Origin of the sequence: Bradyrhizobium sp. BLXBL-03, assembly GCF_051853015.1 — a bacterium.
GTDB lineage: Bacteria > Pseudomonadota > Alphaproteobacteria > Rhizobiales > Xanthobacteraceae > Bradyrhizobium > Bradyrhizobium manausense.
Genome location: NZ_CP182470.1, coordinates 5,480,810 through 5,505,662 on the forward strand (window position 1 = coordinate 5,480,810; position 24,853 = coordinate 5,505,662).

Here is a 24,853-nt window from a genome sequence, read left to right on the forward strand (position 1 = left end):
TTGCAAATGGTATGCCAGCAACCGTTCCTTCGGCAGCGGGCTATTGGCGACTTGCGCCTGTCGCCGCGCAGCAGCGCGGACGACGATCGTCGTCGCGCCGGGTGCGCGATCACAGCAGTTTTGCTCCGAAATTCCGCTCCGGATCCATGTCCGCCACGAGCCGACCGGTCGGCTTCGCCGCCTCGCCGCCGCTGCGCGCCAGGAATTGGCCACTGCCGGCGCTGGCGAGACATTTGCCGCCGTCGACGATCAGCCGGCCACGCGACAGCACGGAAACCGGCCAGCCCCTGAGCTTGCGGCCGGCGAACGGCGTGTAGCCGGCGAGATCGTGCATCATCTCGTCGGCGATCACGGTCTCGCGGTTGGGATCCCAGATCGCGATATCGGCATCGGCGCCAACGGCGATCGAGCCCTTGCGCGGATGCAGATTGTAGATCTTTGCCGGCGCCGTCGCGGTCAGCTCGACGAATTTTTCGAGACCGAGCCTGCCCTTCGAGACCATCGCGTCGAACAGCAGCGGCAGCCGTAGCTCCAATCCCGGAAGGCCGTTGGCGACCTGCTTGAAGTTCGGATTGAGGCCGGCACGCAGCTTGCCGGTCTCATCAAAGCGATAGGGCGCGTGATCCGACGAGATGGTCTGGAGATCGCCGAGAGACAATGCCTGCCACAGTGCTTCCTGGTCGGAATGTGTGCGCGGCGGCGGACTGCACATCCACTTCGCGCCTTCCGCGCCGGGCTTGTCGAGATCGCTAGCGGTGAGGAACAGATATTGCGGGCAAGTCTCGGCAAACACCTTCAGCCCCTGCCCCCGCGAGTCGCGGATCACCTTGGCGCCTTCGGCGGTCGAGACATGGAAGATCATGATCGGCTGGTCGATCAGCGCCGCCATGCCGATCAGCCGGGTGAAGGCTTCCGCCTCAGACACGCGGGCGTGGCTGACGGCGTGGTATTTCGGCATGGTGTAGCCGCGCGCGAGCAGCCGCTTCACCATCCACGCGATGATGCCGTGGTTCTCCGCGTGCGCACACAGCATTGCGCCGGACTGGCGCGCGGCGAGGAGGATGTCGAGCAGCGGCTCGTCGTCGACCTTGAGCCGGTCATAGGTCATGAAGATCTTGATCGAGGCATGGCCCTGCTTCACCAGTGCGGGAATGTGCTCTTCGACCGTCTCCCTGGTCGCATCCGCAATGATCATGTGAAAGGCGTAGTCGATCACGGCGCCCTTCCTGGCGAGTGCGTGATAATCCTCCACCACCTGCGGCAGCTTCATGCCGACATGCTGCGCTGCGAACGGAATCACCGTGGTGGTGCCGCCAAACGCCGCCGATACGGTCGCGCTCTCGAACGTATCGGCATTCATGATGCCGGCCGCGGAGAGCTGCTCGATATGGGCGTGGCTGTCGACGCCACCAGGCAGCACCAGCTTGCCGCGCGCATCGATCTCGCGCTTGGCCGGAGGCAGACCACGACCGATGGCCGCAATGGTCTCGCCGGAGATGGCAACGTCCGCCTCGAACACGTCTGTTGTTGTGGCGACGCGCCCGCCGCGGATGATGAGGTCGTAGGTGGGTTCGGTCATGAGGCACTCCATGGTTGATCGCCAGCTTGCGAGAAGGCCGTCCGCATCACTTCTCAGGCGGCGGCACCGCACCGGTGCGGCTGGTGATCAGGCCGTAATGCTCGATGCGGCGATGCCTGGCGAAGTCGAAGATCGTGGTCTTGCCGAAGGTGGTGGCGTCGAGGTCGCAGGCGTGGACCAGAACCTCGTCATCGTCGGTCTTTGCTTCGGCAACGATCTCGCCATTGGGATCGACGATCAGGCTGCCGCCGAACAGCGCATGCCCATCCTCGACGCCGGCCTTGGCGACCGCAACCACCCAGGTCGCATTCTGATAGGCGCCGGCCTGCACGGAGAGGCGGTTGTGGAACAGGCGCTTCTCGACGCCCTCTTCGCTCTTCTCCGCATTCACCGACGGCGTGTTGTAGCCGATCAGCACCATCTCGACGCCCTGCAAGCCCATGACGCGATAGGTCTCGGGCCAACGGCGATCGTTGCAGATGGCCATGCCGATGATGCCACCGAGCTCGCGCCAGACGTTGAAGCCGAGATCGCCCGGCTCGAAATAGCGCTTCTCCAGGTGCTGACGCGAGCGGTGGGATTCGTATTCGACATGGCCGGGCAGATGGACCTTGCGATATTTGCCGACGATCCTGCCGGATTTGTCGGTGAGGATCGCGGTGTTGAAGTGGTGACCGTCGGGCGTCAGCTCGGCATAGCCGAAATTCATCGCGATTCTGTGCTGCGCCGCGCGCTCGAACAGCGGCATGGTCGCCGCATTCGGCATCTCGCGCTCGAACCAGCTGTCGAACTCGGCTCGGTCCTCCACATACCAGCGCGGGAAGAACGTCGTCAGTGCCAGCTCGGGATAGACGATGAGATCGGCGCCTCTTCTCTTGGCTTCGTCCATCAGCGCGATCATGCGCTTGACCACGGCCTCGCGGCTGTCGGCCCTCTGAATCGGGCCCATCTGAGCGGCTGCAACTGTGACGATACGCATCAGCGATGTCCTGACTTCTTGACGACTTTTTTTGGCGAGGCTGGCGATCGCAGCTTCAAGGGCGGGTCTGCGCGCGCAGCATAACGTGGCCGAGCGGCGTTTTGCCAGCCAAGCAGCTTTCATGCCGTCCGTTCTCCCCGTTCGGCACCTTGCAGCCGCGCCCCAGTAAACCCTCGGGCGCGGCGATGATGCTCCACGTCCAGAGGATGCGCGCTCACCCCATCTCGGTGGACCGCACTGCCCGCGGAATGAGCACGTGAGCATAGGGATAACGTGCAGCGCACCACGGATTTTCCGCGATGAATTAGCGCCTTTCGCCCGCTGCAATCGAAGGAATTGAGCTGTCTGGCTAATTTACAGGCGTCAACTCACGGGGCTGCCGGAACTCTGGCCTTCGCTTCCCGTTGATGATTTAAGCACATCCCAGCACATCCCTCGCCCGCGATCGCGTGCGCTTCCCTCCCGGAGTTTCACCGATGGCCTCAGCCGACCGGCCGGCGACGCGGCTCGCCACGCGCCTCTCGTTCCTGGTCGCCGGATTCGGCCTTGCGTGCTGGGCGCCGCTGGTTCCGTTCGCGAAGGCACGGCTCGCGGTCGACGACGCCGTCCTCGGCCTGCTGCTGCTCAGCCTCGGCATCGGCTCGGTCGTGGCGATGCTCGCAACCGGCATTTTGAGCGCGCGTTACGGCACCAAGCCGATCATCATCGCCGGCGGGATCGGCCTTGCCCTGATGTTGCCGCTGCTGGTCGTCGCCGGCACGCCTGTAGCGTTGGCGCTGTCGCTGCTCGCATTCGGAGCCGCGCTCGGCTCCATCGATGTCGCCATGAACATCCACGCCGTCGAGGTCGAACGCGCGGCAGGACAGCCGCTGATGTCGGGCTTTCATGCGCTGTTCAGCATTGGCGGGTTTGCCGGATCGGCGGTGATGACGGCGCTGCTGTCGCTGCATCTTGGACCGCTCGGAAGCGCATTGATCTGTTCCGTACTGATGCTGATCGCGATGGCGATGACTTGGCCACGCCTGCTGCGCAGGACACAGGCGCAGGAGGGACCGCTGTTCGTGCTGCCGCACGGCATCGTGCTGTTGCTGGCGCTGCTGGCCGCGGTCACCTTCCTGATCGAAGGCGCGATGCTGGACTGGGGTGCCCTGCTCGTCATCGGCGCGGGCCTCGTCAGCGAGGCTCGCGGTGGGATCGGCTACATCGTGTTCTCGATTGCGATGACCGTGGGCCGGCTTGGCGGCGACGCTGTCGTTGCGCGGATCGGCGATCGCGCGACATTGATCGGCGGAAGCCTGCTTGCGGTCGCGGGCCTTGCGGTGCTGCTGCTCGCACCGAGCGCGGCCATTGCCATCGCCGGTTTCCTGCTGATCGGCCTTGGCGCCTCGAACCTCGTGCCGGTGCTGTTCCGTGGTGCGGCCAGGCAGACCGCCATGCCCACCGGGCTTGCGGTGGCGTCGATCACCACCGCCGGCTATGCCGGTGTGCTGGTTGGCCCTGCCGGCATCGGCTTTGTCGCCCATGCCATCGGATTGCCGGCGGCATTCTGGATGCTCGCCGCGCTGATGTGCATCGTCACGCTGTCGGCGCGCGCCGTGACCAGAAAAATTTAGCACGTCATGCGCCTTTGCTTGCAAAGGTTGCCCGCAAGCGCCGCCAGCCGATCACGATTCCGGTGACGGAGAACGCCAGGCCGAGCGCGCAAAGCCCGACGATCAGGCCATCGCGCAGGCGCGAATGCGCCATGAGGACGGGGACGTCCAGCGTATGCAGCGCGCTGTAGGCCCAGCGATAGACGCGCCGCGAAGCATCGAGCCTTTGCAGAATGCTGCCGTCAGCGCCGTCGATATCGAACCAGAGATCGCCGCAGCGTGAGCGATAGACGGGAGCGCCGGGAACGCTGGACCGAGCCGGATAGGCGTCGTCATCCGCAACAACCGACACCGCGCCGCAGCCTCCCGAAAGGCGCGTCGTGAGGCGGAGGACCTCCTGCGCATCCAGGAACGTCTTCTGCCGATCGCGGGCCGCCTCGCCCGCTTTGGTCAAGGTCTGGCGGCCAAGATCGGTCCGGTCGCGCCGAAAGACATTCGCATTGAAAGCAAACCATTCGACTTCGCGGGCAGAAATCGACAGCGCCCGCTGATCGAGCGATGGAGCCGTGCGCCAGTCCGGTACAGCATTCGTTATGCCCGCCTCAGCCGCGGTCAATTGCCCGCGCGAAAACAGCCGGCCGTGATCCATGGAGAGCCAGCCGCTGAAAATCCAGGTCAGCACGAAGACGGTCGAAACGAGACCGATGACGTGGTGCAGAGCGTGCCAGCCGCGATAGGGTGACGAGACCCGCCCCCGGATCCTGATCCTGATGACACCGAGCAGCGCCCCAAGCACCGCCGCGATCAGGGCCACCAGCGCGAGATTCGAAACCACCCGGTCCCACAGCACCCAGTTGCTCCTGAGAACCGTCGGATAGATCCAGTGCACGACGCTGCCGACCCAATTCCAGCCGCGCTCGCTGCGGGTCGTGTCCAGCACCACCTCGCCGATGCGCGACGACACGTAGATTTCCGTCCCGGCCGCATCGCCGAGAGCGATGCGAAATAGCGGCCGGTGGCGATCAAACCCGTTCGGCACGCTCCATTGATCGTAATCGGCGCGCGCAATGATCGCAGCGTGTGCGGCATCGAACCCGCGTCGGCGGGCATGGTCCTGTGCAATCGCAAGCGCGACGTCGGGAAATTCCACCGAGGCGTCGGCTCCGTCTGACGCATGGACCGCCCGAACCCGCGACGGTTCCGACACGACGTAGACCGGCCCGTCGCTGCGCTGGATCAGGCGAATGCGCGTGGCGTCCGTGATCCCGCTTGCGGCGACCGCGTCGGCAACCGGAATGATCGATGCCCCCTCCACCGGCGCCAGACCGGTGAGGCGTTCCGCCTCCGTCAGTGCGGGAAACGGAACCAAGTGCATCACCATGCCGCTTGCGAACCACATCGCGAACATCAGGCAGAACGCGATGCCGAGCCAGCGGTGCAGAAGGACGATCACGCCGGTCATGTGATCCCCCTACCATTTGAACGCGGCGGCGATCTCGTAGGTCCGGGGCGCACCGAGCAGGATCTGGTCGGGATAGAACGGGTCGCCCCAGATCGCGTAGCGCTTGTCGGTGACGTTGCGCACCCGAAAGGTCAGGCGGGCCTGGTCGACGGCATTGAAAACCGTCTTGGGAATATCGACGAAGGCGTAAACGTCGCCGACGGTATAGGCATTCATGGTCACCGTGTTGGCGTCGCTGTTGGTGCGATCGCCGACATGACGGCCGGTGATGCCGACCTCCACCGGCCAGGGTGTGAAGAAGCGCCAGGACGCGCCGGCATTGGCGACGATGCGCGGCACGTTCGGCGGCCTGTTGCCCGAGAACGAGCCGCCGGTGAAATCATAGTCGGCATAACGCGCATCGACATAGGCGATGTTGCCCCAGAGACGCAAAGGCGCGATGGGGCGAATCGATCCGGCAAGCTCGACGCCCTTGGACTCCTGCCGCCCCGCAATGTTGAGCGTCTGGCCGCCGGCCGCGGCATAGACGTTCTTGCGCACGATATCGTAGGCCGAGAACGACCACTCCGCCCTGTTGTCCCAGAGTACGTGCTTGACGCCGGTCTCGTAGGTGCGTGCGGTGGTCAGATCGAGCGGCTGGGTCGGCCCGAGCAGGAAGATGTTGTTGGCCGAGACATCTGCGCCGGTGGCGTACTGGCTGAAGAAGGTCAGGCCGGGAATGGCCTCCCAGGTGTAGCCGAGGCGCCCCGTGACGGGCGCCCAGGATTTCGTAAACGGGAATCCCGCGTTCTCCAGCCCGTTGACGTCGGTCGAGTTGCGGTCGAGCCCGATATGTTCGACGCGCAGGCCGCCGATCAGAGCGAATGTCCGCGTCAGCTTCAGCCGATCCTCGAACGACAGCGCCTCGTTGTCGATCCGCGCGGTCTGCTGCCTGGTCGTGAGCAGGCCATAGAAGCCACGGTCGGGATCGACGAGATCAACGGAATCGCCGGGGAAATTCGCCGCGCCCGGCCGGACGAAATCGAGATAGCTCGACGAAAAGGTCGTGACGAGACGATTTTCGAGGCCCGCGATATCAGCATCCCACGTCAGGTCGGTGATATTGCCGACCAGACGCTGGCTGTGCGCGACATAGAAGCGGCTGCGATCGACCCTATTCGTCGTTGTGTTGAACGCCTCAACCTCGTTGTTGAGCCAGGAGCGCTCCGCGCCGTAGGCATAGGCCTGACTCTTCAAGGTGAGGTCGGGCGCGAGCCCCAGCTCGAAGCCGCCGCGGAGCCACACCTCCTGAGCCACGTTGCGGTTGTCGAGAACGTTGTAGTTGGTGTTGAAGGTGCGATCGTCGATGGTCACAGGGCCAAGATTGGTCCCGTTGAAGTTCGAGATATAAGTGCCCGAGACGATGCCTGCCGTCGCGTGCGAGCCGCTGAAGGCCACGGGCACCAGGGGCGCGCCCCAATAGGCCCGTCCGCGATCCTCGCGATATTCGATCGCGCCCCAAACCTTGAGGCTGTCCGAGATGCGGTAATTGAGCTGGCCAGACACATCGAACGTCCTGGTGCTGGTATCGTCGGCAAAGCCGTTAAGCGTGGAGCGGCTCAAGTCGAAACGGTAGTCCAGCCCCTGCACATTGGTGCTGCCGCCCGAGCCGTAATGCGCGCGGAAAGAGTTCAACGAGTCCCAGGAGAAGTCCGCTTCGTTCCGGATCGGCCCCGTGTGCGGCTGCTTGGTAACGAAATTGATCGCGCCGCCGGCGGCGCCCTCGCCCGAGATCAGCGAGGCCGGGCCTTTGAGGATTTCCACGGCTTCGAGATTGGCGGTGTCCATGATCCGCGAGGTCATGTTCTGCGGGCCGATCTTGATGCCGTTGTAGAGCGTGTTGATCTGGCTGTTGGTGAAGCCGCGCATCGAGAAGGCTGAAGGCTCGGCGGGATTGTCGCCGGCGGTGACGCCAACCGCGCCTTGCGCGACATCGGAGACGGTGCGGTAGCCCTGCTCGCGCATGGTCTCGGCGGAGATGACTTCGACCGTTGCGGGTGTCTGTCGCACCGTCAGGCCGAGGCGCGAGGCGCTTTCGGCAACCGCATTGCTGTTGAGCGGCGTCGGCGCCGCATTGTTCGTCACGACCGGTCTTGGCGCGACCTCCGCCGCGGCCGGCTTGCGCGCTGTCGCGCGGCGGGCGCCTGCCGCGTCCCGGGCGGCCGGCTTGACCCGCTTGCGGGATTGCGGGGGCGACACCTCCACAGCCGGCAGCGTCTCGCGGGCCTGCTGCGCCAAAGCGGCGGACATATCGACAACTGCAAGAGATGTCAGAGCGGCAGACGCCAGCAAAATGCGGCGTGGTCGTACAATACGGCTGGTAAACACGGTCCTGGACCTCGGAGTGACGTCAGTGGCACGTCACCGCGAACCAAGGTCCCATCATCAGGCACTAAGCCTTCCGATGAAGCCTGATGTCTGTACTCCCCGACCGACATCTTCGCGTGTGACCACGGCTGACGGCAGGTCTCCTGGCTCGCGGGTCGTGACCGCTTCGTCGCCTTCCCGGGACCGAGGGCCCAGTGGCTTTAAAGACGAAGGATTCACCGCTTACAGTTGCGGGGGCAGCTACGGCATTGGGGACGATGTCCTTACGACACTGTCCCCGCACCGCATTCCCTTTTCATCCCCTCTCGGGGAAACCGTCGCCAGCATCTAGGATTACGACCAAGACGGAGTCAATGTGCAAGACGCGGCGATATTGCCACAGCCACCAACTTCCCCGGAGATTGACATGGAAGGCGCGACCTTCCTCTGGCTGATCCGACATGCGCCCGTCGACGGCGTCAAAGGGACGATCCACGCGGCCGATGCAGCGGCGGACCTGACCGATCGCGCGCAACTGGAGGTGCTGCGGTCGCGCTTGCCACACGATGCTGCGAGCTATGCCAGCCCTGCGCGGCGCACGATCGAGACGGCGCGCGCGCTGGGGCTCGAACCAGAACTGGTCCACGAGTTTGGCGAGCAGGACTTCGGCGACTGGACCGGCCGGCGGCACGACGAGCTCGCCAGCAGCGGTGGCGAGGCCTATGCGCAGTTCTGGAACGACCCTGCGCATCAGAGACCACCGGGCGGTGAAAGCTTTGAAGATCAGGTCGCCCGCGTCCGGCTGGGCCTCGCGCGGGTCGGCGCGGGTCCGGCGGCGCTGATTGTGCATTCCGGCACGATCCGCGCCGCGCTGTGCATCGCGCTCGACCTGACGCCGGATGCCGCCTTGCGCTTCGTGATCGATCCGCTGTCGCTGACCCGGATCGACCGGCTCGCGACCGGCTGGCGGGTCGTGTCGGTCAACCAGCGGGTCAGTTAAAGCATGATCCGGAAAAGTGCAAAGCGGTTTTCCGAAGAGATCATGCTCAAACAACAACCCGAAGCGCGATGACGATTCATTCTAATCTCATCGCGCTTTAGGCCTGTCGGGCACGTTGGCCTGCGCGAAGGTCGCCATGTCATTGTGGAGCGCGCAGGCCGATCGCACCAGCGGCAGCGCGATCGCGGCGCCAGAACCTTCGCCGAGCCTGAGATCGAGGCTGATCAAGGGCTGCACGTTCAGCGCACGCAACACCAGCCGGTGCCCCTGCTCCGCCGATTGATGCGACGGCAGCAGGAATGGCTGGCACGACGGATTGAGCCGCACCGCCGCCAGTGCCGCCACCGAAACGATGAAACCGTCGATCAGCACGGGAATGCGCGCCTGCGCGGCCGCGATGATCGCGCCTGATATCGCAGCGATCTCGAGGCCGCCGACGGTGCACAGGATGTTTTCGGGCGAAGCGCTCGCCACACCGTGGCGCGCGATTGCCGCCTCGATCACGCGCACCTTGTGCGCACGGCCGGCCGCATCGACGCCGGTACCACTGCCCGCGATCTCCTCGGCGCCGATGCCGAGCAGGCTCGCGGCAATCGCCGCAGAAGCCGTGGTATTACCGATGCCCATTTCGCCGAAGATCAGCAGGTCAGGCTGATGGGCCTTCGCCCGCGCTACGGCGCGCTGGCCGGCCTCGAACGCAAAGGCCAGCTCAGCCGGCGTGAGCGCAGGCTCAACGCTGAAATCGCGCGTGCCGTGGCGCGGCTTATCCGTGATGATATCAGGCATCGCTTCCTCGGCCAGCGTGCCGGCATCGACAACTTCGAGCGTCGAACCGAGCTCGCGCGCCAGCACCGAGATCGCGGCACCTCCGGACGCAAAATTCGCCATCATCGCGATCGTCACAGCCTGAGGATAGGCCGACACGCCCTGCGCGACGACGCCGTGATCGCCGGCGAAGATGATGATCGGCACGCGCGCGGCGCGCGGGCGTTCGGTCGCCTGCAGGCCGGCGAGCTCGATCGCGAGCTGCTCGAGGCGGCCGAGCGCACCGGTCGGCTTTGTCAGTTGTGCCTGCCGCGCAATCGCCGCTTCGCGGTGGTCGGCGGAGATTTCGGGGCATTTCTGGGTAACCCATTCAGGGAGCATGCTGCCTCGCTTATGGCCTGCGCTTGAGAATGTAACTGTCCATGATCCAGCCGTTCCGCTCGCGCGCGTCCTGCCGCGCGGCGACGATGCGCGGGCCGACCTCAGTCAGCGCGCCGGACAGGATGATCTGGTCGGCCATGCCAAGATAGGCGCCCCACCAGATCTGAAGGCCTTCAGGATCCAGCGACTGGAACGCCGTGCCGCCATCAAGCATCACAACGACGGTGTCGACGCCTTCAGGCCAGCCGCCTTCGCGCAAGCGGCGTCCCGTCGTCACCAGGAACGGCTCACCGATATCGTTGAGCGGCAGCGCATGTGCCGCGCACAGCGCCTGGATCGAGGTGATGCCGGGCACAACCTCGATCTCAGGCAGGGGATTGAGCCGGCGCGCGATGCGCAGCGAGGAATCATAGAGTGAGGGATCGCCCCAGATCAGCAGCGCGACCTTGCCGCCTGGGCCCAGATGATCGGCGATCGTCCGCGACCAGGTCGCGGCGACCGCGTCGTGCCAATCGTCGACGCCCTTGTGGTAATCGGCTTCGCCGGCATCGCGCACGGGAAGATCGAATTCGGCAATCCGCGTGGTGCCGCTGATGAGGACATCGGTGCAAATCGTCCGCCTGAGATCGGCAAGATCGGATTTTGCGGCGCCCTTGCGCGGGATCAGGATCAGGTCTGCGGTGTTGATCGCGCCAATTGCCGCGCGCGTGAGCTGGCCAGGATCGCCGCAGCCGATGCCGATCAGGGAGAGGGTCATCATGACGATCCGCCCTCCGCCAGCGCGCCGAACAGGATGACGGCGGCCGTCGAGGCCGCGCCACCGCGCGCCAGCTGATCGGCCAGCTCGACAATAGTGGTGCGGACCAGACGCTCGTCAGCGCGGCCGAGCGATTCCGCGAACAGCGCCGGCGTGCTCGGCAAGAGGCCATGCTCAATCAGCTTCGCGACCAGCGCCGGAAAGGTTCGCCGGCCCATATAGACCACCGTCGTCGCATCGGGGTCGGCAAGCGCCACCCAGTTCAAATTGGGCGGCAGCTCGCCGGTGACATCGGCGCCGGTCACGAATTGGACCCGGCGCGAGGTGTGGCGACGCGTCAGCGGAATGCCGGCATGTGCGGCGGCGACGCAGGCCGAGGTGACGCCGGGAACGATCTCATAGCCGATGCCGGCCTCGCGCAGCGTCTCGATCTCCTCCTCGAGCCGGCCAAAGATGCCGGCATCGCCCGACTTCAGCCGCACGACGCGAACGCCCGTCGCCGCATAGTCGACCAGCAGGCGGTTGACATGATGCTGCTTTGTCGATGGCCGGCCTGCCCGCTTCCCCACCGCGACGAGGTTGGCCCCGGGCCGCGCCAGATCGAGGATCGCCCCGGAGGCGAGATCGTCATAGAGCACGACATCAGCCTCGCGCAGCCGCGCGGCGCCCTTGAGCGTGAGCAATTCAGGGTCGCCGGGGCCGGCGGAGACGAAGGAGACAAAGCCGCTCACCGGTCCTCCGCGATCAGGTGAAAGAAGGTGCCGGTGGCGTGGCCGCGCCGCGAGCCGGTCTCGGCGATGACCGCACCGGTCGCATCGTGCACGACCGCCAGCGGCGTGTCAGGCTGGGCGAGAATGGTCGAATAGTGAAACTCATGGCCGCGCAGCCCCGCGCCAACCTTGTGCCCCGGCATCGGCGCCGCAAGCGCGGCAAGACGATAGCCAAGATGCATGCGCCGCTTGGCAAAGCTCGTCTCGAGGCCGAGCAGGCCTGTCATCTCATGCCTGATACCATCGGCGTCAGTCAAAGCAGCTCCCAGCACCATATACCCGCCGCATTCGCCATGCACCGGCCGCGTCTCGGCGAAGGCGCGCAGGCCGCTGCGGAAGCGCCTGTTCGCGGCGATCTTGCCTGCGTGAAGCTCGGGATAGCCGCCGGGGAGCCAGCACACATCGGCGCTCGCGTCGGGCTCCTCGTCCGCCAGCGGCGAGAAGGTCGATATCTCCGCGCCGGCCGCGCGCCAGGCTTCCAGCATATGCGGATAGACGAAGGAGAACGCGGCATCGCGGGCGAGCGCGATGCGTTGGCCGGGCGGCGTCACGTTCAAGCCGTTCACGACCGGCTGCGGCGACCAGCTTGCGGCCGATTGCAGCACCGCATCGAGATCGACATGCTCCGAGACAAAGCGCGCGGCCTCCTGGATCAGTTTTCCGATCTCCGCCTGCTCTTCGGCCTGCACCAGGCCGAGATGCCGCTTCGGCAGGCTGATCTCGGCATGGCGCGGCAATGCGCCGAACACGGCAATCCCGGCATCGTTCAACGCACGCCGCACGAGGTCTTCATGGCGCGGGCTGGCGATGCGATTGAGCACGACGCCCGCAAGGCGCACGCCGGCGCGATAATCGCGCAGGCCAGCCGCGATCGCCGCCGCTGTCTGCGCCTGTCCGGACGGGTCGATCACCAGAACCACCGGCCAGCCCAGCATCTCCGCGATGTCGGCGGTCGCACCGGTGCCGGAGACACCGCGCGCAGCGACCCCGTCGAACAGGCCCATCGAGCCCTCGGCGAGCACGACATCGGCGTCCGCGCCGCGGCTGATCAGATGTGAGATCGTCGCGCTGTCCATCGCCCAGCTATCGACGTTGACCGAAGCGCGGCCCGTAGCGGCGGCATGGAAGGCGGGATCGATATAGTCAGGGCCGCTCTTGAAGCATTGCACGTTCAGGCCACGATTACGCCAGGCACGCGCGAGCGCCAGCGTGAGGGTGGTCTTGCCGACGCCGGAGGCTGGTGCGGAGACGACGAGGGCAGCTGCCATCACGACGCCTCCGGAAAGCGCGGTTCAGTGCCAACGGGCCGATAGCGGCGGTCGTAGTCGGCGGCATAAAGCCGGCTCTCGTCGAAATCCGCCGCGCCAAGCGTCTTGCCGACCAGGATCAGCGCGGTGCGCTCCATCTCGGCGCCGAGCGCGGCATCGAGCGTCGCCAGCGTGGCGCGGACGACGCGCTGGTCCGGCCAGCTCGCACGCCAGACGATCGCGACCGGGCAGTCCGCGCCGTAATGCGGGGTGAGCTCGGCAACGACCTTGTCGAGCAGATGGATCGACAGATGGATGGCGAGCACCGCGCCTGTCGCGGCGAAGGCCGCGAGCTTTTCCCCATCGGGCATCGCGCTGGCGCGACCCGCTGTGCGCGTCAGCACAACCGACTGGGAGAGACCGGGCAATGTCAGCTCGGCTTCCAAAGCGGCAGCGGCTGCGGAGAAGGACGGAACGCCCGGCGTGACAGTAAAGGGAATGCCGAGCGCGCGCAGGCGGCGCAGCTGCTCGCCCATCGCCGACCAGATCGAGAGATCGCCGGAATGCAGCCGCGCGACATCCTTGCCTGCGGCATGGGCCGCGGCAATCTCGGCGATGATCTCGTCGAGCGACAGCGGCGCCGTATTGACGATCCGCGCGCCTGGGGGGCAATGCGCAAGCACGCCTTCCGGCACCAGCGAACCCGCATAGAGGCAAACCGGACAGGCCGCGATCAAGTCGCGCCCGCGCAGGGTGAGCAGATCGGGCGCGCCCGGCCCGGCGCCGATGAAATGCACCGTCATGGGCCGTCTCCTTCGGCGATCGCCGCCGTCGCCGCGCGATCCCGCGAGACCGCGCGCGTTGCGATCAGCCGCGCGTGAGGGCCGGCGGCCGCGAGGGCGGCGGCTTCGGCGAGCGAGCCCGTGCCGAACCTTTCGGTGATCCGCTGCGACTGCGACGGCGTTGCGATGCCGGCCAGGGTCTCGGCGGGGACCGCCTTGATCGGAACGCCACACTCGCGCGCGAGCTGCTTCAGCGGCTCCGCATCCGCCTTGTCGCTCACTGTCGCGACCGCAGCCAGCCCTGCGGAACCGCCGGCTGCCAGCAGCGCCTCGCGCAAAGAGGCCAGCGTCACGTCCTGTTTGAATCCAAGCCCGGCGACCTTCATCGGACCGCGCTCCACTGAACCACCGGCCGCGTCGCCTCCCACGCGTGGTAACGGCCGAGGGGAGCGGCATGCGCGATCTCGACCCGCATCAACTCTCCGCCATGCTGTTGATGCAGCTGGCCGAGCAGCGCTTCCGTCTCCAACGTCACGGCATGGGCGACGAACCGCGTGCCAGGCGCAATCCGCGACCAGACAGCTTCGAACATTGCGCGATCGAGACCGCCTCCGACAAAGACGGAGTCGGGCTCGTCCAGCGTTGCGAAGGCTTCCGGCGCCCGTGCACTGACAACCGCGATCCGATGCGCCAATCCAAACGATGCCGCATTGGTGCGAATATTCGCGGCGCGATCCTCGCGCATCTCAACCGCAATCGCGGTTCCCCCGCACAGAGCCCACTCGACCGAGATCGAACCTGAGCCTGCACCGATGTCCCACAGCCGCTCGCCCGGACGCGGCGCCAAGGCCGAGAGCGCGAGCGCGCGCAGAGGCCTCTTGGTGATCTGGCCGTCATGGACGAACAGATCGTCTGGTAGGCCCGAACTGCGGGGAATGCCCTGGGTTCCCCTCGCCCACACCGCCACCGCGACCAGATCAGCGGCGATCTCCTCGGCAAAGAGGTCGACGCGATGCTGGTCAGTGTTTTCCCGTGGACCGCCAAGCGCCTCGAGCGTCCAAATCAGTGACGCGCCCCATCCGCGCTCGGTCAGCCAATTAGCGAGATCGCCGACCGAAGCTGCGTCGCGCATCAGGCAGATGATGTGCGCATCTCGCACCAGATGCGGCACCAGACGCTCGAACGGCGCCGCATGGAGGCCGATGCACGTCGTGGCCTCAAGTCGCCAGCCGAGCCGCGCGGCCGCAAGCGAGAAGGTCGACGGTGCCGGATGCGCGATCCATTCATCGCCATCGAGCATTTCGGCAAGGCTCGCGCCGGCGCCATGCCAGAACGGATCGCCGGAGGCGAGCACCACTGTCGGCCGGCCGCGACAATTCAGCACCGCGCTGGCGTCGAACGGTACCGGCCACGCGCGGCCGCGGCTGCCGGCGGCGGCAAGCGCAAGATGGCGCTCGCCGCCGAACACGGTTTCGGCCTTGGCCAGCGCCTTTCGGCTTGCCTCCGACAGCCCGGCAAGGCCATCTTCGCCGATACCGATGATGGTCAGCCAAGGATTAGCCGGGGAATCAACCATGATGCGCGCCCTTATTCTGGGCGGAATTGCCGATGCGAGCCTGCTCGCCGCCGAGATCGCGCGCGCAGGGATCGATGCGGTGTATTCCTATGGTGGGCGCACCAGAACCCCTGCCGATCAACCGCTGCCGACCCGCAGCGGCGGCTTTGGCGGCGTGAGCGGTCTTGCTGATTACATCAGCCGCGAACGCATCACGCATGTGATCGACGCGACCCATCCCTTCGCGGCCGAGATGAGCCGCCATGCCATCGCCGCGTGCGCGGCGGCCGGCACGCCGCTGATCGCGCTGGAGCGTGCCCCCTGGGCGAAAGCGCCTGATGATACCTGGATTGAAGTGGTTGACGTCAACGCAGCAGTCGCTGCGCTGCCCGAAGCACGCGCCAACGTGTTCCTGGCCATCGGCCGCCAGCACATCGCGCCGTTCGCGGCGAAGCCGCAGCATGCCTACACGCTGCGGTTCGTCGATCCGCCCGACGTGCCCCTGCCCTTCGCCGCCGATGTGATCGTCTCGCGCGGACCCTTCACGATTGACGGCGAGACGGAGATGATGCGCACGCGCGGCATCGCCTGGATCGTCGCCCGCAATTCCGGCGGCGACGGCGCCCGTGCCAAGATCGACGCGGCCCGCCTGCTCGGCCTGCCCGTGATCATGATCTCGCGGCCAAACTTGCCCGAGCGCAAGCGGGTCGAGAGCGTCGCGGAAGTGATGCAGTGGCTTGGTCATCGGACTTGCCTCGGCGCATAGATCCAGCGGCCAACGCGGCGCGTCTGCGAGTTGCCGACGATCACCAGCGTGCGCATGTCGGCCATCTCAGGCGTCGCATCATTCAGCGGCACGGTCACGATCGTCTCGTCAGGCGCGCTGATCGCGCGCGCGAAGATCACAAGGCGCCCGCCACAGCCCGCTTCCTTCAGCACCGCGAGCGCTCGGCCAAACCCGTCCGGCCGGCTCGCGGAGCGCGGATTATACATCGCAATTGAAAAATCCGCCTCCGCTGCGAGCCGCAGCCGTTTCTCGATCATCGCCCATGGCTTGAGATTGTCGGAGAGATTGATCGCACAGAAGTCGTGACCAAGCGGCGCACCGGCGCGTGCGCTAGCTGCCAGCATCGCGGTGATGCCAGGCAGCACGCGGATCGGCAGGTCCTGATATTGCGGCGCCCTTTCGAGCGCCTCGAACACGGCTGAAGCCATGGCGAAGACGCCAGGGTCGCCGGAGGAGACGACGACGACCTGCCCGCCTTCAGCCGCCAGCCGCAGCGCCTCGCTCGCGCGCCGGAGCTCTTCACGATTGTCGGATGGATGCACGGTGAGCCCAGGACGCGGGGCGAGGCGCGCGACATAGGGCGCGTATCCCAAAATATCGGTCGCGGCGGCAAGCGCGGCGGAAACCTCCGGCGTCACCAGCGCTTCACTGCCCGGGCCAAGGCCCGCGATGGTCACCGTGCCCGTCATTCGGCGGCGTCCGGAAGCCGGCCCTTGCCGTGCACCAGCACGATCGCGAAGTAAGGACACTCGGTGGCGTCGATCTCAACGAGTCGCGCGACCCGCTCCCCCGGCATGGTGCCGCGCTCGACCAGCCAGGCATCATCCAGCCGCCCGGCGGCCGCGAGCGCGCGCCGCACCTTTGCAAGATTGCGGCCGGTCTTCATGATCACAAGTGCATCGGAATCGCGCATACGGCGTTCAAGCTCGCCTTCCGGAAGCGTGCCCATCAGCACCGTCGTCACGTCGTCGCCGAGGGCGATCGGCTGGCCGACGCCGTTCCAGCAGCCGACCATGCCGGGAATGCCGGCGATCACCTCGATCTCGACGCGGCCTTGCAGGCGCGTGTGCAAATGCATGAACGAGCCGTAGAAGTAGGGATCGCCCTCGCAGAGCACGACGACGTCGACGGCACGCGAAAGCCGCGCCAGGCGTTCGGCCCATTCGTCGTAGAAGCCGGAGAGCTGCTGCACGTAGTCCGGGCTGTCGAAGGCGATCTCGGTGGTGACAGGATATTCCATGGGATATTCGGTGACGTCGGCAGCGAGCATGCCCTCGACGATGCGCCGCGCCTGGCCCGGCCGCCCCCTCTTGCGGAAATAGGCGACATGCTTCGCCGCCCGCACCATGCGGTCGGCGCGCACGCTCATCAGGTCAGGATCGCCGGGGCCGAGACCGCAGCAGATGATGCGTCCCATCGCTACTCGCTCCGGCTTGCCAGCGCATTCACGGCGGCGACCGTGATCGCGGAGCCGCCGAGGCGGCCTTCAACGGTCAGCGCCGGCACCGGCGGATCAGCCATCAACGCGGCCTTTGACTCGGCGGCGCCGACGAAGCCGACGGGACAGCCGATGATCGCCGCGGGACGCGGACAGTCGGGATCCTCGAGCATGTTGAGCAGATGGAACAGCGCCGTCGGCGCATTGCCGATCGCGACAATGGCGCCTTTCAGATGCGGCCGCCACAGCTCCAGCGCCGCAGCCGAGCGCGTGTTGTTCATCGACTTGGCCAATGCTGCGACGGTCTCGTCGCCCAGCGTACAGATCACGGCATTTGCCGCAGGCAATCGCGCACGGGTAATGCCCTCGGACACCATGCGCGCGTCGCACAGGATCGGCGCGCCCTTCTGCAGGGCCGCGCGCGCAGCCGTCGCCATGCCGGGCGTGAAGCGGATCTGCGCCTCGAGTCCCACCATGCCGGCGGCATGGATCATCCGCACCACGACCTGCTCCTCGTCAGGCGTGAAGCGCGCCAGATCGGCCTCGGCCCGGATGGTCGCAAAGGATTGCCGGTAGATCGCCGCGCCGTCGGTCTCGTAGGTGTGCGGCATCAGTGCCCTCCCATCAGGATGGAGGGATCACGAACGATATCGTCACGATCGAGCCCGCGCAGGACGGGCTCGTCGCGGGTCGAGCCGCCGCGCACGAGATCGAATCCCTTTGCCGTCGCGACCAGCGTGATCGCGGCCGCGCCGGAATGGGCGCAGCCCTTGCTGCAGCCAGAGACGTGAAGCTGCGCGGCCCCGCCGATATTTGGCGCCAGCGCCGCCGCCAGCCCCCGCGTATCGGCATGGGCCTCGCGGCAGCGCGGCGCACCGCTGCAGGCGATGACGCGCAACGCCGGATCATGGGCTTCGGTGATCAGGCCGGACGCGGTCGGCATGGTCCGCTTGCCTTCGCCCAGGACCATCCGCCACGGCGTCATCCGCAACGCATGCCCGCAACTGGCAAGCTGACTGAGCGTCGTATGCGGCATCTGCCCGAAGGCGACCCCGACCATGGCGCCTTGCGGATAAAGGCCCGGACGGGCTGCTGCCATGATCGGCGCAGGCTCGGCCTCGCCGCGGAGCGCCTCAGGCAATTTTGCGCCGGCCGCAAGATGCGCTGCCATGCGCCCGCGCCCATCCCTGACGCCTGAGGCGACGAACCAGCGCGCAACAGCAATCGCGGTGCTCACAACCTCACCACGCGCGACGCCGCGGCCGAGCCGGGCGCCGTCCGCGCGGACAAGGAGATCACCTGAAACGTCACGCTCGATCCGCACGTCGGCGGAATCGCCGGCGAGCACGCGCGAGTTGCCGTCGTCGATCGCGAAGCCGAATTTCGTCGGCAGTTCGAGCATCGAATCTGCCAACGCCTCTTCGAGCTCGGCGGCGAGCGCCTGGGTCGCGTCGCCGTCGCGCCAGAACGGCGTGACCAGGATGTTGCGCCGGGATTCGGTGTCGGCATCGGGGTCGAGCAGCGTCAGTTGCGCAAGACCGTCGAGCAGCGACCGATGGCTGCCCTCGCTGACGCCCCTGATCTGGAGATTGGCGCGGCTGGTGACGTCGATCAGGCCATTGCCGTGGCGCTCGGCGAGATGCGCGAGCCCGGCCGTCTGTGCCGCATCGAGCCGGCCGCCGAACGGGCGCACGCGGACCACGAGCCCGTCGCCCGATTGCATCGGCCGCAGCGCGCCGGGACACCAGCCCTTCACTGACGCCGCACTCATGACGCCTCCTTCAGCGCGGCCGCGATCGAGTTGCGGCGCGTCCGCCAGAGCGAGGCCTCGTGCAGGCGCGTGAAGCACGTTTCCATTGCGGCAAGCGCCGCCGGATTTTCGCGCGCCAGGAAGGCGCGGACATCGGCGTCGCCCAGCGTCGCGTCGTAATAGAGATCGAACAGATGCGGCGGCACGGCACCGGCAAGATGGGCGAAGGCCGCCATGTGCTCCAGCGTCGCCGATATCTCGGCCGCGCCGCGAAACCCGTGGCGCTTCATGCCTGATATCCAGGCCGGATTGACGGCGCGGGCGCGGACGACGCGGGAGATTTCTTCCGTCAGCGTGCGCGCATGCGGCGCGTCGGGGCGCGTCGTGTCGAGGTGATAGAGCGATGGCCCTGATGCGCCGAGATGCGCCGCCGCCGCGGCGATGCCGGCTTCATGCGCCGCATAGTCGGCGGCGAGCAGGAGGTCGGTCTCGGGCAGATCCTGGGCGTGAACGAACGCATCGGCCGAGGCGAGCCGCTGCTCGATGCCGGCGCGATCGGGCTTGATTGCACCATCGGCAGAGAACGCCCAGGACGAAGCGGACAGCCAGGCCTCGCCGGCAGCATCGCGCGTCTCCGATGTGAACGCATCGGGGATGGCCGAGAGGCCGACGCCGTATTGTCCGGGCCGCGGCGCGAACACACGCGACGCACGCTGACGATACGGATTCTCCTCGCCCTCCTCCTCGCGCGAGGCGAGCGCCTCGGAGGCCGCCTCGAACAATTGCGCAAGGCCGGCGAAGACATCGCGGAACAGGCCGGACACGCGCAGCGTCACGTCGATGCGGGGACGGCCGAGCTCGGCCGGCGCGACGATGTCGTAGCCGGTGACCCGGCCGGAGGCGTGATCCCAGCGCGGCGCCAGGCCAGCAAGATGCAGCGCCATCGCAAACTCCTCGCCCGCGGTGCGCATCGTCGCCGAGCCCCAGAGATCGACGACGAGGCCCTTCGGCCAGTCGCCGTGATCCTGCAAATGACGACGCAGCAGCTCTTCGGCGAGCTTGATCCCCTGTGCATGCGCCGACGGCGTCGGCACCGCGCGGGGATCGACAGCGAACAGATTGCGCCCGGTCGGCAGCACGTCCTGACGCCCGCGATAGGGCGAGCCGGACGGACCCGGCGCCACGCATCGTCCTGCGAGCGCGGCGCGCAGCGCATCGCGCTCCTCCGTGCCACAGGCGCCGCGGCCGAACACATGCAGGCCGTCGCCGAACTGACTTTCCTTGAGGTCGCAGACGAAGCGATCGATGCGCGGAATGGCTTCCGCCGGCGCGGCCGAGGCATCGATCCCGAGATCGTCTTCGAGGCCGGCCGCACGCGCCTCGTCGCGGATCGCGGCGATCAGGCGCTGGCGTCGGGCGGGATCGAGACCGTCGGCCGTCGCATATTCGTCGAGCAGACGTTCGAGCCGGCGCAGCCCTTCCGGTACCGCGGATTGCTCGAGCGCCGGCGGCAGATGGCCGATGGTGACGGCCCCTAAGCGCCGCTTGGCCTGCGCCGCCTCGCCGGGATCGTTGACGATGAAGGGATAGATGACGGGCAGATCACCGGTCAGCGCTTCCGGCCAGCACGCGGACGACAGCGCCACCGACTTTCCCGGCAGCCATTCCAGCGTGCCATGCGCGCCCATATGCACGACGGCATCGATCCCTTGCGCGCGCAGCCAGAGATAGAACGCGACATAGCCATGGCGCGGCGTGCGGGCGAGATCGTGGTAGTCGGCATCGCGCGTGGTCGCGTCGCCACGCTCGGGCTGGACCGCGATGATCGATCGGCCGCATGGGATCGCAGCGAAGTGGAACGCGCCGTCGCGGCAGTTCGGGTCGTTATCCGGCGCGCCCCAGGCCTGCGCGAGATCGTCCTGCAGAATCTGCGGCAGGCGCGCGAGCGCGGCGCGGTAATCGGCGACGCTCCACGTCAATTTCTGCTTCAGCAACATCTCGCCGAGTGCATGCACCGACGCAACATGGAAGCCGGCCTCGGCGAGATCGGTCACCAGCGCTTCGACCGAAGCGAGTGCATCGAGACCGACCGCATGCGCGATCTGGTGCGGACGGCCGGGATAGTTCGAGAGCACGATGGCCAGCCGCTTCTCGGCGACCGGCGTCCCGGCAAGCTTCCGCCACGCCGCGACGCGGGCTATGACGGCCTCCATACGCTCCTCGTCCGGTCTGTGGGCCAGATGCGAGAATTGCAGATCGGGATCGCGACGCGCAGCCGACTTGAAGCTAACCACGCCGGCGAACAGGCGGCCGTCGACCTCGGGCAGCACCACATGCATGGCGAGGTCGCCGGGCGAAAGGCCGCGCAGCGATTCCGCCCAGTCCTCGCGCCGCGCCGAGGAGAGCGCGACCTGGAAGACCGGACATTGCACGGCATCGAACGGGGTCGTACCGTCGTCGCTCATCGCCGAGAACGCCGTCGCGTTGACGATGGCCGCCGGCGGATTTTGCGCGAGATGCGCGCGCAGCCAATCCGCGACGCCCGCCGCCTTCAGCGACGTGACGAAAGCCCCATAGGCATGAAAACCTTTCTCGCGCAGCGCTGCGATCAGCGCATCGACGGGCCCGGTGTCCGCAGCGGTGAGATAGGAGCGGTAGAATGTCACGAGCGCGAAGGGCTTCCCCTCGCCCGGCGGCGGCGCAATGACGCCGCGTACGGGATCATAAAAGCCCATCTCGGGCACGTTCATCTCGCCGGTAACAGGCCCGGCATAGAGACCCGAGGCCAGCGCGAGTTGCGCGATCGCGGCTTGCGCCGCGACGGGACCGCCGGTGTCGCAGAGCACCTTCAGCCGCCGCAGCGTCGAGACCGGCAAGGTCGAATACGCATCCAGCCTGATGTCATCACGGCCATCGGCCGGCAACACCGCGAGAGCGATGCCCCGATCCTTTGCCAGTTGCTGAAGCGCCGCAAGCCCGTACGACCAATAGGACTCACCACCGATCAGCCGCACCAGAATGCCGCGCGCCTGCAACAGCGTGCGCTCGATATAGGTGTCGACCGAGAGCGGATGACGGAGCTCCGCAAGGTTCGCCAGCCGCAGCGACGGCAGGCTGTCGCGGCCACGCCGCCAGCCCGCCGCAAACGCCGCCAGGTCCGAATCCGAGAACGAGAGCACCACGAGATCGGCCGCGTCCTGGCCGATGTCCCTTGGCGTCGCGGTCTCCTCGAGACCACGGCTCTCGCGGAAGACGACGTGCATCAGACTCCCAATCCCGCCCTGATCGCGGCTTCATCAATATCGCCGTGCTCGCCGATCACGACGAGCTTTGACTGCCTGTTGCCCGCGCCCCACGGCTTGTCGAACTGGTGGCGCACGCGTTCGCCGACCGCCTGCAACAGCAAGCGCATCGGCTTGCCCGCAACCGCGATGTAACCCTTGGCACGCAGCACGTTCTGCTCGCGCGCCAGCTTCTGCACGGAGGCGACCAGCGCATCGACGTCGGCGACCTCAGGAAGATCGATCACGACGGAGGCGAAATCATCGTGCTCGTGCTCCTCCTCGCCGTCATGATGCGAGGGGCGCGCGGCAAGATCGTTCTCGGCGGCAGCGCCGAGGCCGAGGATGACGCGCGCATCGATGGCGCCGTCGGTGATGGGCAGCATCGGCACGCGACGCGGCATCTCCGCGGTGATCGCGGCCTTTGCGGCTTCGATGCCGGCAGCGCCCGCAAGATCGGCCTTGGTCAGCAGCACGATATCGGCGCAGGCGATCTGGTCCTCGAACACTTCGGACAGCGGCGTCTCGTGATCGAGATTTTGGTCCGCAGCGCGCTGCGCCTCGACCGCATCCGGATCCGGGGCGAACCGGCCGGCCGCGACGGCCTCGGCATCGGCGAGCGCAATCACGCCGTCGACCGTGATGCGCGAGCGGATTTCCGGCCAATCGAAAGCCTTGAGCAGCGGTTTTGGCAGCGCCAGCCCCGAGGTCTCGATCAGGATGTGATCGGGCCGCACGGGGCGCGCCAGCAGCTGCTCCATGGTCGGAATGAAATCGTCGGCGACGGTGCAGCAGATGCAGCCATTGGCGAGCTCGACGATGTTCTCTTCCGGGCAATTCGCGTCGGCACAGGATTTCAGGATCTCGCCATCCACGCCCTCGCTGCCGAACTCGTTGACGAGCACGGCGAGCTTCTTCCCGCCCGCATTGCTGAGCAAATGCTGGATCAGCGTGGTCTTGCCGGAGCCGAGAAAACCCGTGACCACGGTCACAGGGACTTTTGCGAGCGAGTTCATTCGGCGGCCTCCGGCAACACGGCGATAGGGGGGATGCGGGCAAGCGACTGCTTGCGGAAGATTTCGGGCCGGCTGCGCCAGGGCACGAGACCATCGGGCGCGGCGGCATAGGCGGCGGCGCCGGCGACGACTTCCTGCGCGTTGGCATCCGTCAGGCGGCCATAGACATACGACCAGCGGCCGGGCGCGCTGAGTGCGACCGAGCAGCCCTGGCTGCATGCCGACAGGCATTCGACGGGAACCACGGTCACACCCTCGGGCACGCCGGCTTCGAGGATCGCACCATGCAGGCGCTTGCCGGGCGTGACCTCGCCCTCGCCCAGCGTCTGGCCGGCGCGGCAGGTGATGCAGACATGCAGTGTGACAGTCATCGCCTCTTCCAGAAGTATCAGCGGGAGGCGAAGAGGCCCACGGACCATCCTTGCGAAGGCCCGTTTCCCCGTCGCGGAACACCCCGTCCGCCGGTCCACAAATCGTCCGCGCTGGCAGGTCTCCCGGCTTGCGGAGCAGGGTTTCCCCTTCGATCCCCGCCTTCCCGATCCCTTCAGGGGATCAGTGGCTTTGGGCATCTCTCCGGTCACGGTCGCGGGGGCGGCTGCATTTTGGACCCAAATCTTGCCGATTCGGACCCTATCGCATTCCCTCTTCGCCTGTCATAGGACAGGAACCAACGCCGGAGCACCATTTGCCCCCGGCCGCCTCTTGTCAAGCCGAAGGACCGATCCGATGACGAGCGAGCCGGAGACCGAAACGGCAGATGAAACCGACGCCAAGCACGCCGCCAAGATGGCGAAGATCAAGGTCGCCCGCGACAAGATCATGGCGACCAAGAGCGGAGAAAAGGGCCTCATCATCGTCCACACCGGCGCCGGCAAGGGCAAGTCGTCCTCCGCCTTCGGCATGATCGTGCGCTGTGTCGCCCATGGCCTGCCCTGCGCGGTGGTGCAGTTCATCAAGGGCGCCTGGGATACCGGCGAGCGGCGCCTGCTCACCGGCCATTTCGGCGAGCTCTGCCAGTTCCACGCCATGGGCGAAGGCTTCACCTGGGAGACGCAGGACCGCGCCCGCGACATCGCGGCGGCGCGCGCCGGCTGGGAGAAGGCGAAGGAGCTGATTCTCAATGAGAGCCTGCGCATGGTCGTGCTCGACGAGATCAACATCGCGCTGCGCTACGACTATCTCGACATCGCAGAGGTCGTCGATTTCCTCAAGACGTCGAGGCCGCCGATGACGCATGTCGTGCTCACGGGACGCAATGCCAAGGACGAGCTGATCGAGACCGCCGATCTCGTCACCGAGATGACGCTGGTGAAGCATCCGTTCCGCTCCGGCATCAAGGCGCAGCCCGGCGTCGAGTTCTGAAGTC

General features: G+C 66.7%; 22 protein-coding genes and 2 riboswitches. Of the genes, 4 read left to right on the forward strand and 18 right to left on the reverse strand.

The annotated features are described in order from the left end of the window. Positions 1–109: 109 nt before the first annotated feature. Positions 110–1,579 (reverse strand): dihydropyrimidinase, encoded by a 1,470-nt coding sequence (gene hydA / locus ACNJX9_RS26450; protein WP_439404963.1) that lies wholly within the window; start codon positions 1,577–1,579, stop codon positions 110–112. Positions 1,580–1,625: 46 nt separating this feature from the next. Then, positions 1,626–2,558, reverse strand: coding sequence for an N-carbamoyl-D-amino-acid hydrolase (locus ACNJX9_RS26455; protein WP_439404964.1), 933 nt, complete (start codon positions 2,556–2,558; stop codon positions 1,626–1,628). A 476-nt stretch (positions 2,559–3,034) separates the two neighbouring features. Here ACNJX9_RS26455 and ACNJX9_RS26460 point away from each other — a divergent pair, with 476 nt between their 5' ends. Then, positions 3,035–4,171 (forward strand): MFS transporter, encoded by a 1,137-nt coding sequence (locus ACNJX9_RS26460; RefSeq protein WP_439404965.1) that lies wholly within the window; start codon positions 3,035–3,037, stop codon positions 4,169–4,171. 4 nt (positions 4,172–4,175) lie between these two features. Here ACNJX9_RS26460 and ACNJX9_RS26465 read toward each other — a convergent pair whose 3' ends face one another. Continuing rightward, a complete protein-coding gene (locus ACNJX9_RS26465; RefSeq protein ID WP_439404967.1) occupies positions 4,176–5,612 on the reverse strand; it encodes a PepSY domain-containing protein in 1,437 nt (478 codons plus the stop codon). A 9-nt stretch (positions 5,613–5,621) separates the two neighbouring features. Beyond that, on the reverse strand, positions 5,622–7,979 hold the full coding sequence (locus tag ACNJX9_RS26470) for a TonB-dependent receptor (RefSeq protein ID WP_439404968.1): 2,358 nt from the start codon (positions 7,977–7,979) through the stop codon (positions 5,622–5,624). A 116-nt stretch (positions 7,980–8,095) separates the two neighbouring features. Beyond that, a riboswitch (cobalamin riboswitch) is annotated at positions 8,096–8,313 on the reverse strand. A gap of 72 nt (positions 8,314–8,385) precedes the next feature. Here ACNJX9_RS26470 and ACNJX9_RS26475 point away from each other — a divergent pair. Beyond that, on the forward strand, positions 8,386–8,958 hold the full coding sequence (locus ACNJX9_RS26475) for a histidine phosphatase family protein (protein ID WP_057758855.1): 573 nt from the start codon (positions 8,386–8,388) through the stop codon (positions 8,956–8,958). Between the two features lie 87 nt (positions 8,959–9,045). On the opposite strand, the gene cobT is transcribed toward ACNJX9_RS26475, so the two are convergent. The 7 genes from cobT to cbiE are packed head-to-tail and all read right to left on the reverse strand — an operon-like array spanning position 9,046 to position 15,236. Then, complete coding sequence (gene cobT / locus ACNJX9_RS26480; protein WP_057758857.1) at positions 9,046–10,104, reverse strand: nicotinate-nucleotide--dimethylbenzimidazole phosphoribosyltransferase; 1,059 nt, start codon at positions 10,102–10,104, stop codon at positions 9,046–9,048. Positions 10,105–10,114: 10 nt separating this feature from the next. Beyond that, complete coding sequence (cobF, locus tag ACNJX9_RS26485) at positions 10,115–10,864, reverse strand: precorrin-6A synthase (deacetylating) (protein WP_439404970.1); 750 nt, start codon at positions 10,862–10,864, stop codon at positions 10,115–10,117. Further along, positions 10,861–11,592, reverse strand: a complete 732-nt coding sequence (gene cobA / locus ACNJX9_RS26490) for a uroporphyrinogen-III C-methyltransferase (protein ID WP_439404972.1) — start codon at positions 11,590–11,592, stop codon at positions 10,861–10,863. Before cobA ends, cobF begins: the two co-directional genes overlap by 4 nt. Continuing rightward, positions 11,589–12,899 carry a cobyrinate a,c-diamide synthase gene (locus tag ACNJX9_RS26495; protein WP_439404974.1) on the reverse strand — a complete coding sequence of 437 codons (1,311 nt, stop codon included), beginning with the start codon at positions 12,897–12,899 and terminating at the stop codon, positions 11,589–11,591. Before ACNJX9_RS26495 ends, cobA begins: the two co-directional genes overlap by 4 nt. Continuing rightward, positions 12,899–13,681: a precorrin-4 C(11)-methyltransferase gene (gene cobM / locus ACNJX9_RS26500; RefSeq protein ID WP_439404976.1), complete on the reverse strand. Its 783-nt coding sequence runs from the start codon at positions 13,679–13,681 to the stop codon at positions 12,899–12,901. The genes ACNJX9_RS26495 and cobM overlap by 1 nt, the downstream gene beginning before the upstream one ends. Next, positions 13,678–14,046, reverse strand: coding sequence for a cobalamin biosynthesis protein (locus ACNJX9_RS26505; protein WP_439404978.1), 369 nt, complete (start codon positions 14,044–14,046; stop codon positions 13,678–13,680). Before ACNJX9_RS26505 ends, cobM begins: the two co-directional genes overlap by 4 nt. After that, entirely contained in the window at positions 14,043–15,236 is a 1,194-nt protein-coding gene (gene cbiE / locus ACNJX9_RS26510; protein ID WP_439404979.1) for a precorrin-6y C5,15-methyltransferase (decarboxylating) subunit CbiE, read from the reverse strand. The genes ACNJX9_RS26505 and cbiE overlap by 4 nt, the downstream gene beginning before the upstream one ends. Here cbiE and ACNJX9_RS26515 point away from each other — a divergent pair. Then, positions 15,235–15,981 (forward strand): cobalt-precorrin-6A reductase, encoded by a 747-nt coding sequence (locus ACNJX9_RS26515; protein ID WP_439404981.1) that lies wholly within the window; start codon positions 15,235–15,237, stop codon positions 15,979–15,981. The two genes, cbiE and ACNJX9_RS26515, sit on opposite strands and share 2 nt — an antisense overlap. Here ACNJX9_RS26515 and cobJ read toward each other — a convergent pair. From cobJ to ACNJX9_RS26550, 7 genes are read right to left on the reverse strand one after another with little or no spacing between them, the layout of a single operon-like run. Further along, entirely contained in the window at positions 15,957–16,691 is a 735-nt protein-coding gene (cobJ, locus tag ACNJX9_RS26520; RefSeq protein ID WP_439404982.1) for a precorrin-3B C(17)-methyltransferase, read from the reverse strand. The two genes, ACNJX9_RS26515 and cobJ, sit on opposite strands and share 25 nt — an antisense overlap. Next, positions 16,688–17,419: a precorrin-2 C(20)-methyltransferase gene (locus ACNJX9_RS26525; protein WP_439404984.1), complete on the reverse strand. Its 732-nt coding sequence runs from the start codon at positions 17,417–17,419 to the stop codon at positions 16,688–16,690. Before ACNJX9_RS26525 ends, cobJ begins: the two co-directional genes overlap by 4 nt. A gap of 2 nt (positions 17,420–17,421) precedes the next feature. Continuing rightward, a complete protein-coding gene (locus ACNJX9_RS26530) occupies positions 17,422–18,051 on the reverse strand; it encodes a precorrin-8X methylmutase (protein ID WP_439404985.1) in 630 nt (209 codons plus the stop codon). Continuing rightward, positions 18,051–19,211 (reverse strand): precorrin-3B synthase, encoded by a 1,161-nt coding sequence (cobG, locus tag ACNJX9_RS26535; RefSeq protein ID WP_439404987.1) that lies wholly within the window; start codon positions 19,209–19,211, stop codon positions 18,051–18,053. Before cobG ends, ACNJX9_RS26530 begins: the two co-directional genes overlap by 1 nt. Then, complete coding sequence (gene cobN, locus ACNJX9_RS26540; protein ID WP_439404988.1) at positions 19,208–22,453, reverse strand: cobaltochelatase subunit CobN; 3,246 nt, start codon at positions 22,451–22,453, stop codon at positions 19,208–19,210. The genes cobG and cobN overlap by 4 nt, the downstream gene beginning before the upstream one ends. After that, positions 22,453–23,487, reverse strand: coding sequence for a cobalamin biosynthesis protein CobW (gene cobW / locus ACNJX9_RS26545; protein ID WP_439404989.1), 1,035 nt, complete (start codon positions 23,485–23,487; stop codon positions 22,453–22,455). Before cobW ends, cobN begins: the two co-directional genes overlap by 1 nt. After that, positions 23,484–23,858: a DUF1636 family protein gene (locus tag ACNJX9_RS26550; RefSeq protein ID WP_439404991.1), complete on the reverse strand. Its 375-nt coding sequence runs from the start codon at positions 23,856–23,858 to the stop codon at positions 23,484–23,486. Before ACNJX9_RS26550 ends, cobW begins: the two co-directional genes overlap by 4 nt. 96 nt (positions 23,859–23,954) lie before the next feature. Continuing rightward, a riboswitch (cobalamin riboswitch) is annotated at positions 23,955–24,174 on the reverse strand. A gap of 39 nt (positions 24,175–24,213) precedes the next feature. Between ACNJX9_RS26550 and cobO the strand changes: the two genes are divergently transcribed. Beyond that, positions 24,214–24,849, forward strand: a complete 636-nt coding sequence (cobO, locus tag ACNJX9_RS26555; RefSeq protein ID WP_439404992.1) for a cob(I)yrinic acid a,c-diamide adenosyltransferase — start codon at positions 24,214–24,216, stop codon at positions 24,847–24,849. Positions 24,850–24,853 lie beyond the last annotated feature (4 nt).

Coding starts and splice junctions, on each gene's coding strand:
- hydA (WP_439404963.1), bottom strand. CDS start 1,579: ATGACCGAACCCACCTACGACCTCATCATCCGCGGCGGGCGCGTCGCC.
- ACNJX9_RS26455 (WP_439404964.1), bottom strand. CDS start 2,558: ATGCGTATCGTCACAGTTGCAGCCGCTCAGATGGGCCCGATTCAGAGG.
- ACNJX9_RS26460 (WP_439404965.1), top strand. CDS start 3,035: ATGGCCTCAGCCGACCGGCCGGCGACGCGGCTCGCCACGCGCCTCTCG.
- ACNJX9_RS26465 (WP_439404967.1), bottom strand. CDS start 5,612: ATGACCGGCGTGATCGTCCTTCTGCACCGCTGGCTCGGCATCGCGTTC.
- ACNJX9_RS26475 (WP_057758855.1), top strand. CDS start 8,386: ATGGAAGGCGCGACCTTCCTCTGGCTGATCCGACATGCGCCCGTCGAC.
- cobT (WP_057758857.1), bottom strand. CDS start 10,104: ATGCTCCCTGAATGGGTTACCCAGAAATGCCCCGAAATCTCCGCCGAC.
- cobF (WP_439404970.1), bottom strand. CDS start 10,864: ATGATGACCCTCTCCCTGATCGGCATCGGCTGCGGCGATCCTGGCCAG.
- ACNJX9_RS26495 (WP_439404974.1), bottom strand. CDS start 12,899: ATGGCAGCTGCCCTCGTCGTCTCCGCACCAGCCTCCGGCGTCGGCAAG.
- cobM (WP_439404976.1), bottom strand. CDS start 13,681: ATGACGGTGCATTTCATCGGCGCCGGGCCGGGCGCGCCCGATCTGCTC.
- ACNJX9_RS26505 (WP_439404978.1), bottom strand. CDS start 14,046: ATGAAGGTCGCCGGGCTTGGATTCAAACAGGACGTGACGCTGGCCTCT.
- ACNJX9_RS26515 (WP_439404981.1), top strand. CDS start 15,235: ATGATGCGCGCCCTTATTCTGGGCGGAATTGCCGATGCGAGCCTGCTC.
- cbiE (WP_439404979.1), bottom strand. CDS start 15,236: ATGGTTGATTCCCCGGCTAATCCTTGGCTGACCATCATCGGTATCGGC.
- cobJ (WP_439404982.1), bottom strand. CDS start 16,691: ATGACGGGCACGGTGACCATCGCGGGCCTTGGCCCGGGCAGTGAAGCG.
- ACNJX9_RS26525 (WP_439404984.1), bottom strand. CDS start 17,419: ATGGGACGCATCATCTGCTGCGGTCTCGGCCCCGGCGATCCTGACCTG.
- ACNJX9_RS26530 (WP_439404985.1), bottom strand. CDS start 18,051: ATGCCGCACACCTACGAGACCGACGGCGCGGCGATCTACCGGCAATCC.
- cobG (WP_439404987.1), bottom strand. CDS start 19,211: ATGAGTGCGGCGTCAGTGAAGGGCTGGTGTCCCGGCGCGCTGCGGCCG.
- cobN (WP_439404988.1), bottom strand. CDS start 22,453: ATGCACGTCGTCTTCCGCGAGAGCCGTGGTCTCGAGGAGACCGCGACG.
- cobW (WP_439404989.1), bottom strand. CDS start 23,487: ATGAACTCGCTCGCAAAAGTCCCTGTGACCGTGGTCACGGGTTTTCTC.
- ACNJX9_RS26550 (WP_439404991.1), bottom strand. CDS start 23,858: ATGACTGTCACACTGCATGTCTGCATCACCTGCCGCGCCGGCCAGACG.
- cobO (WP_439404992.1), top strand. CDS start 24,214: ATGACGAGCGAGCCGGAGACCGAAACGGCAGATGAAACCGACGCCAAG.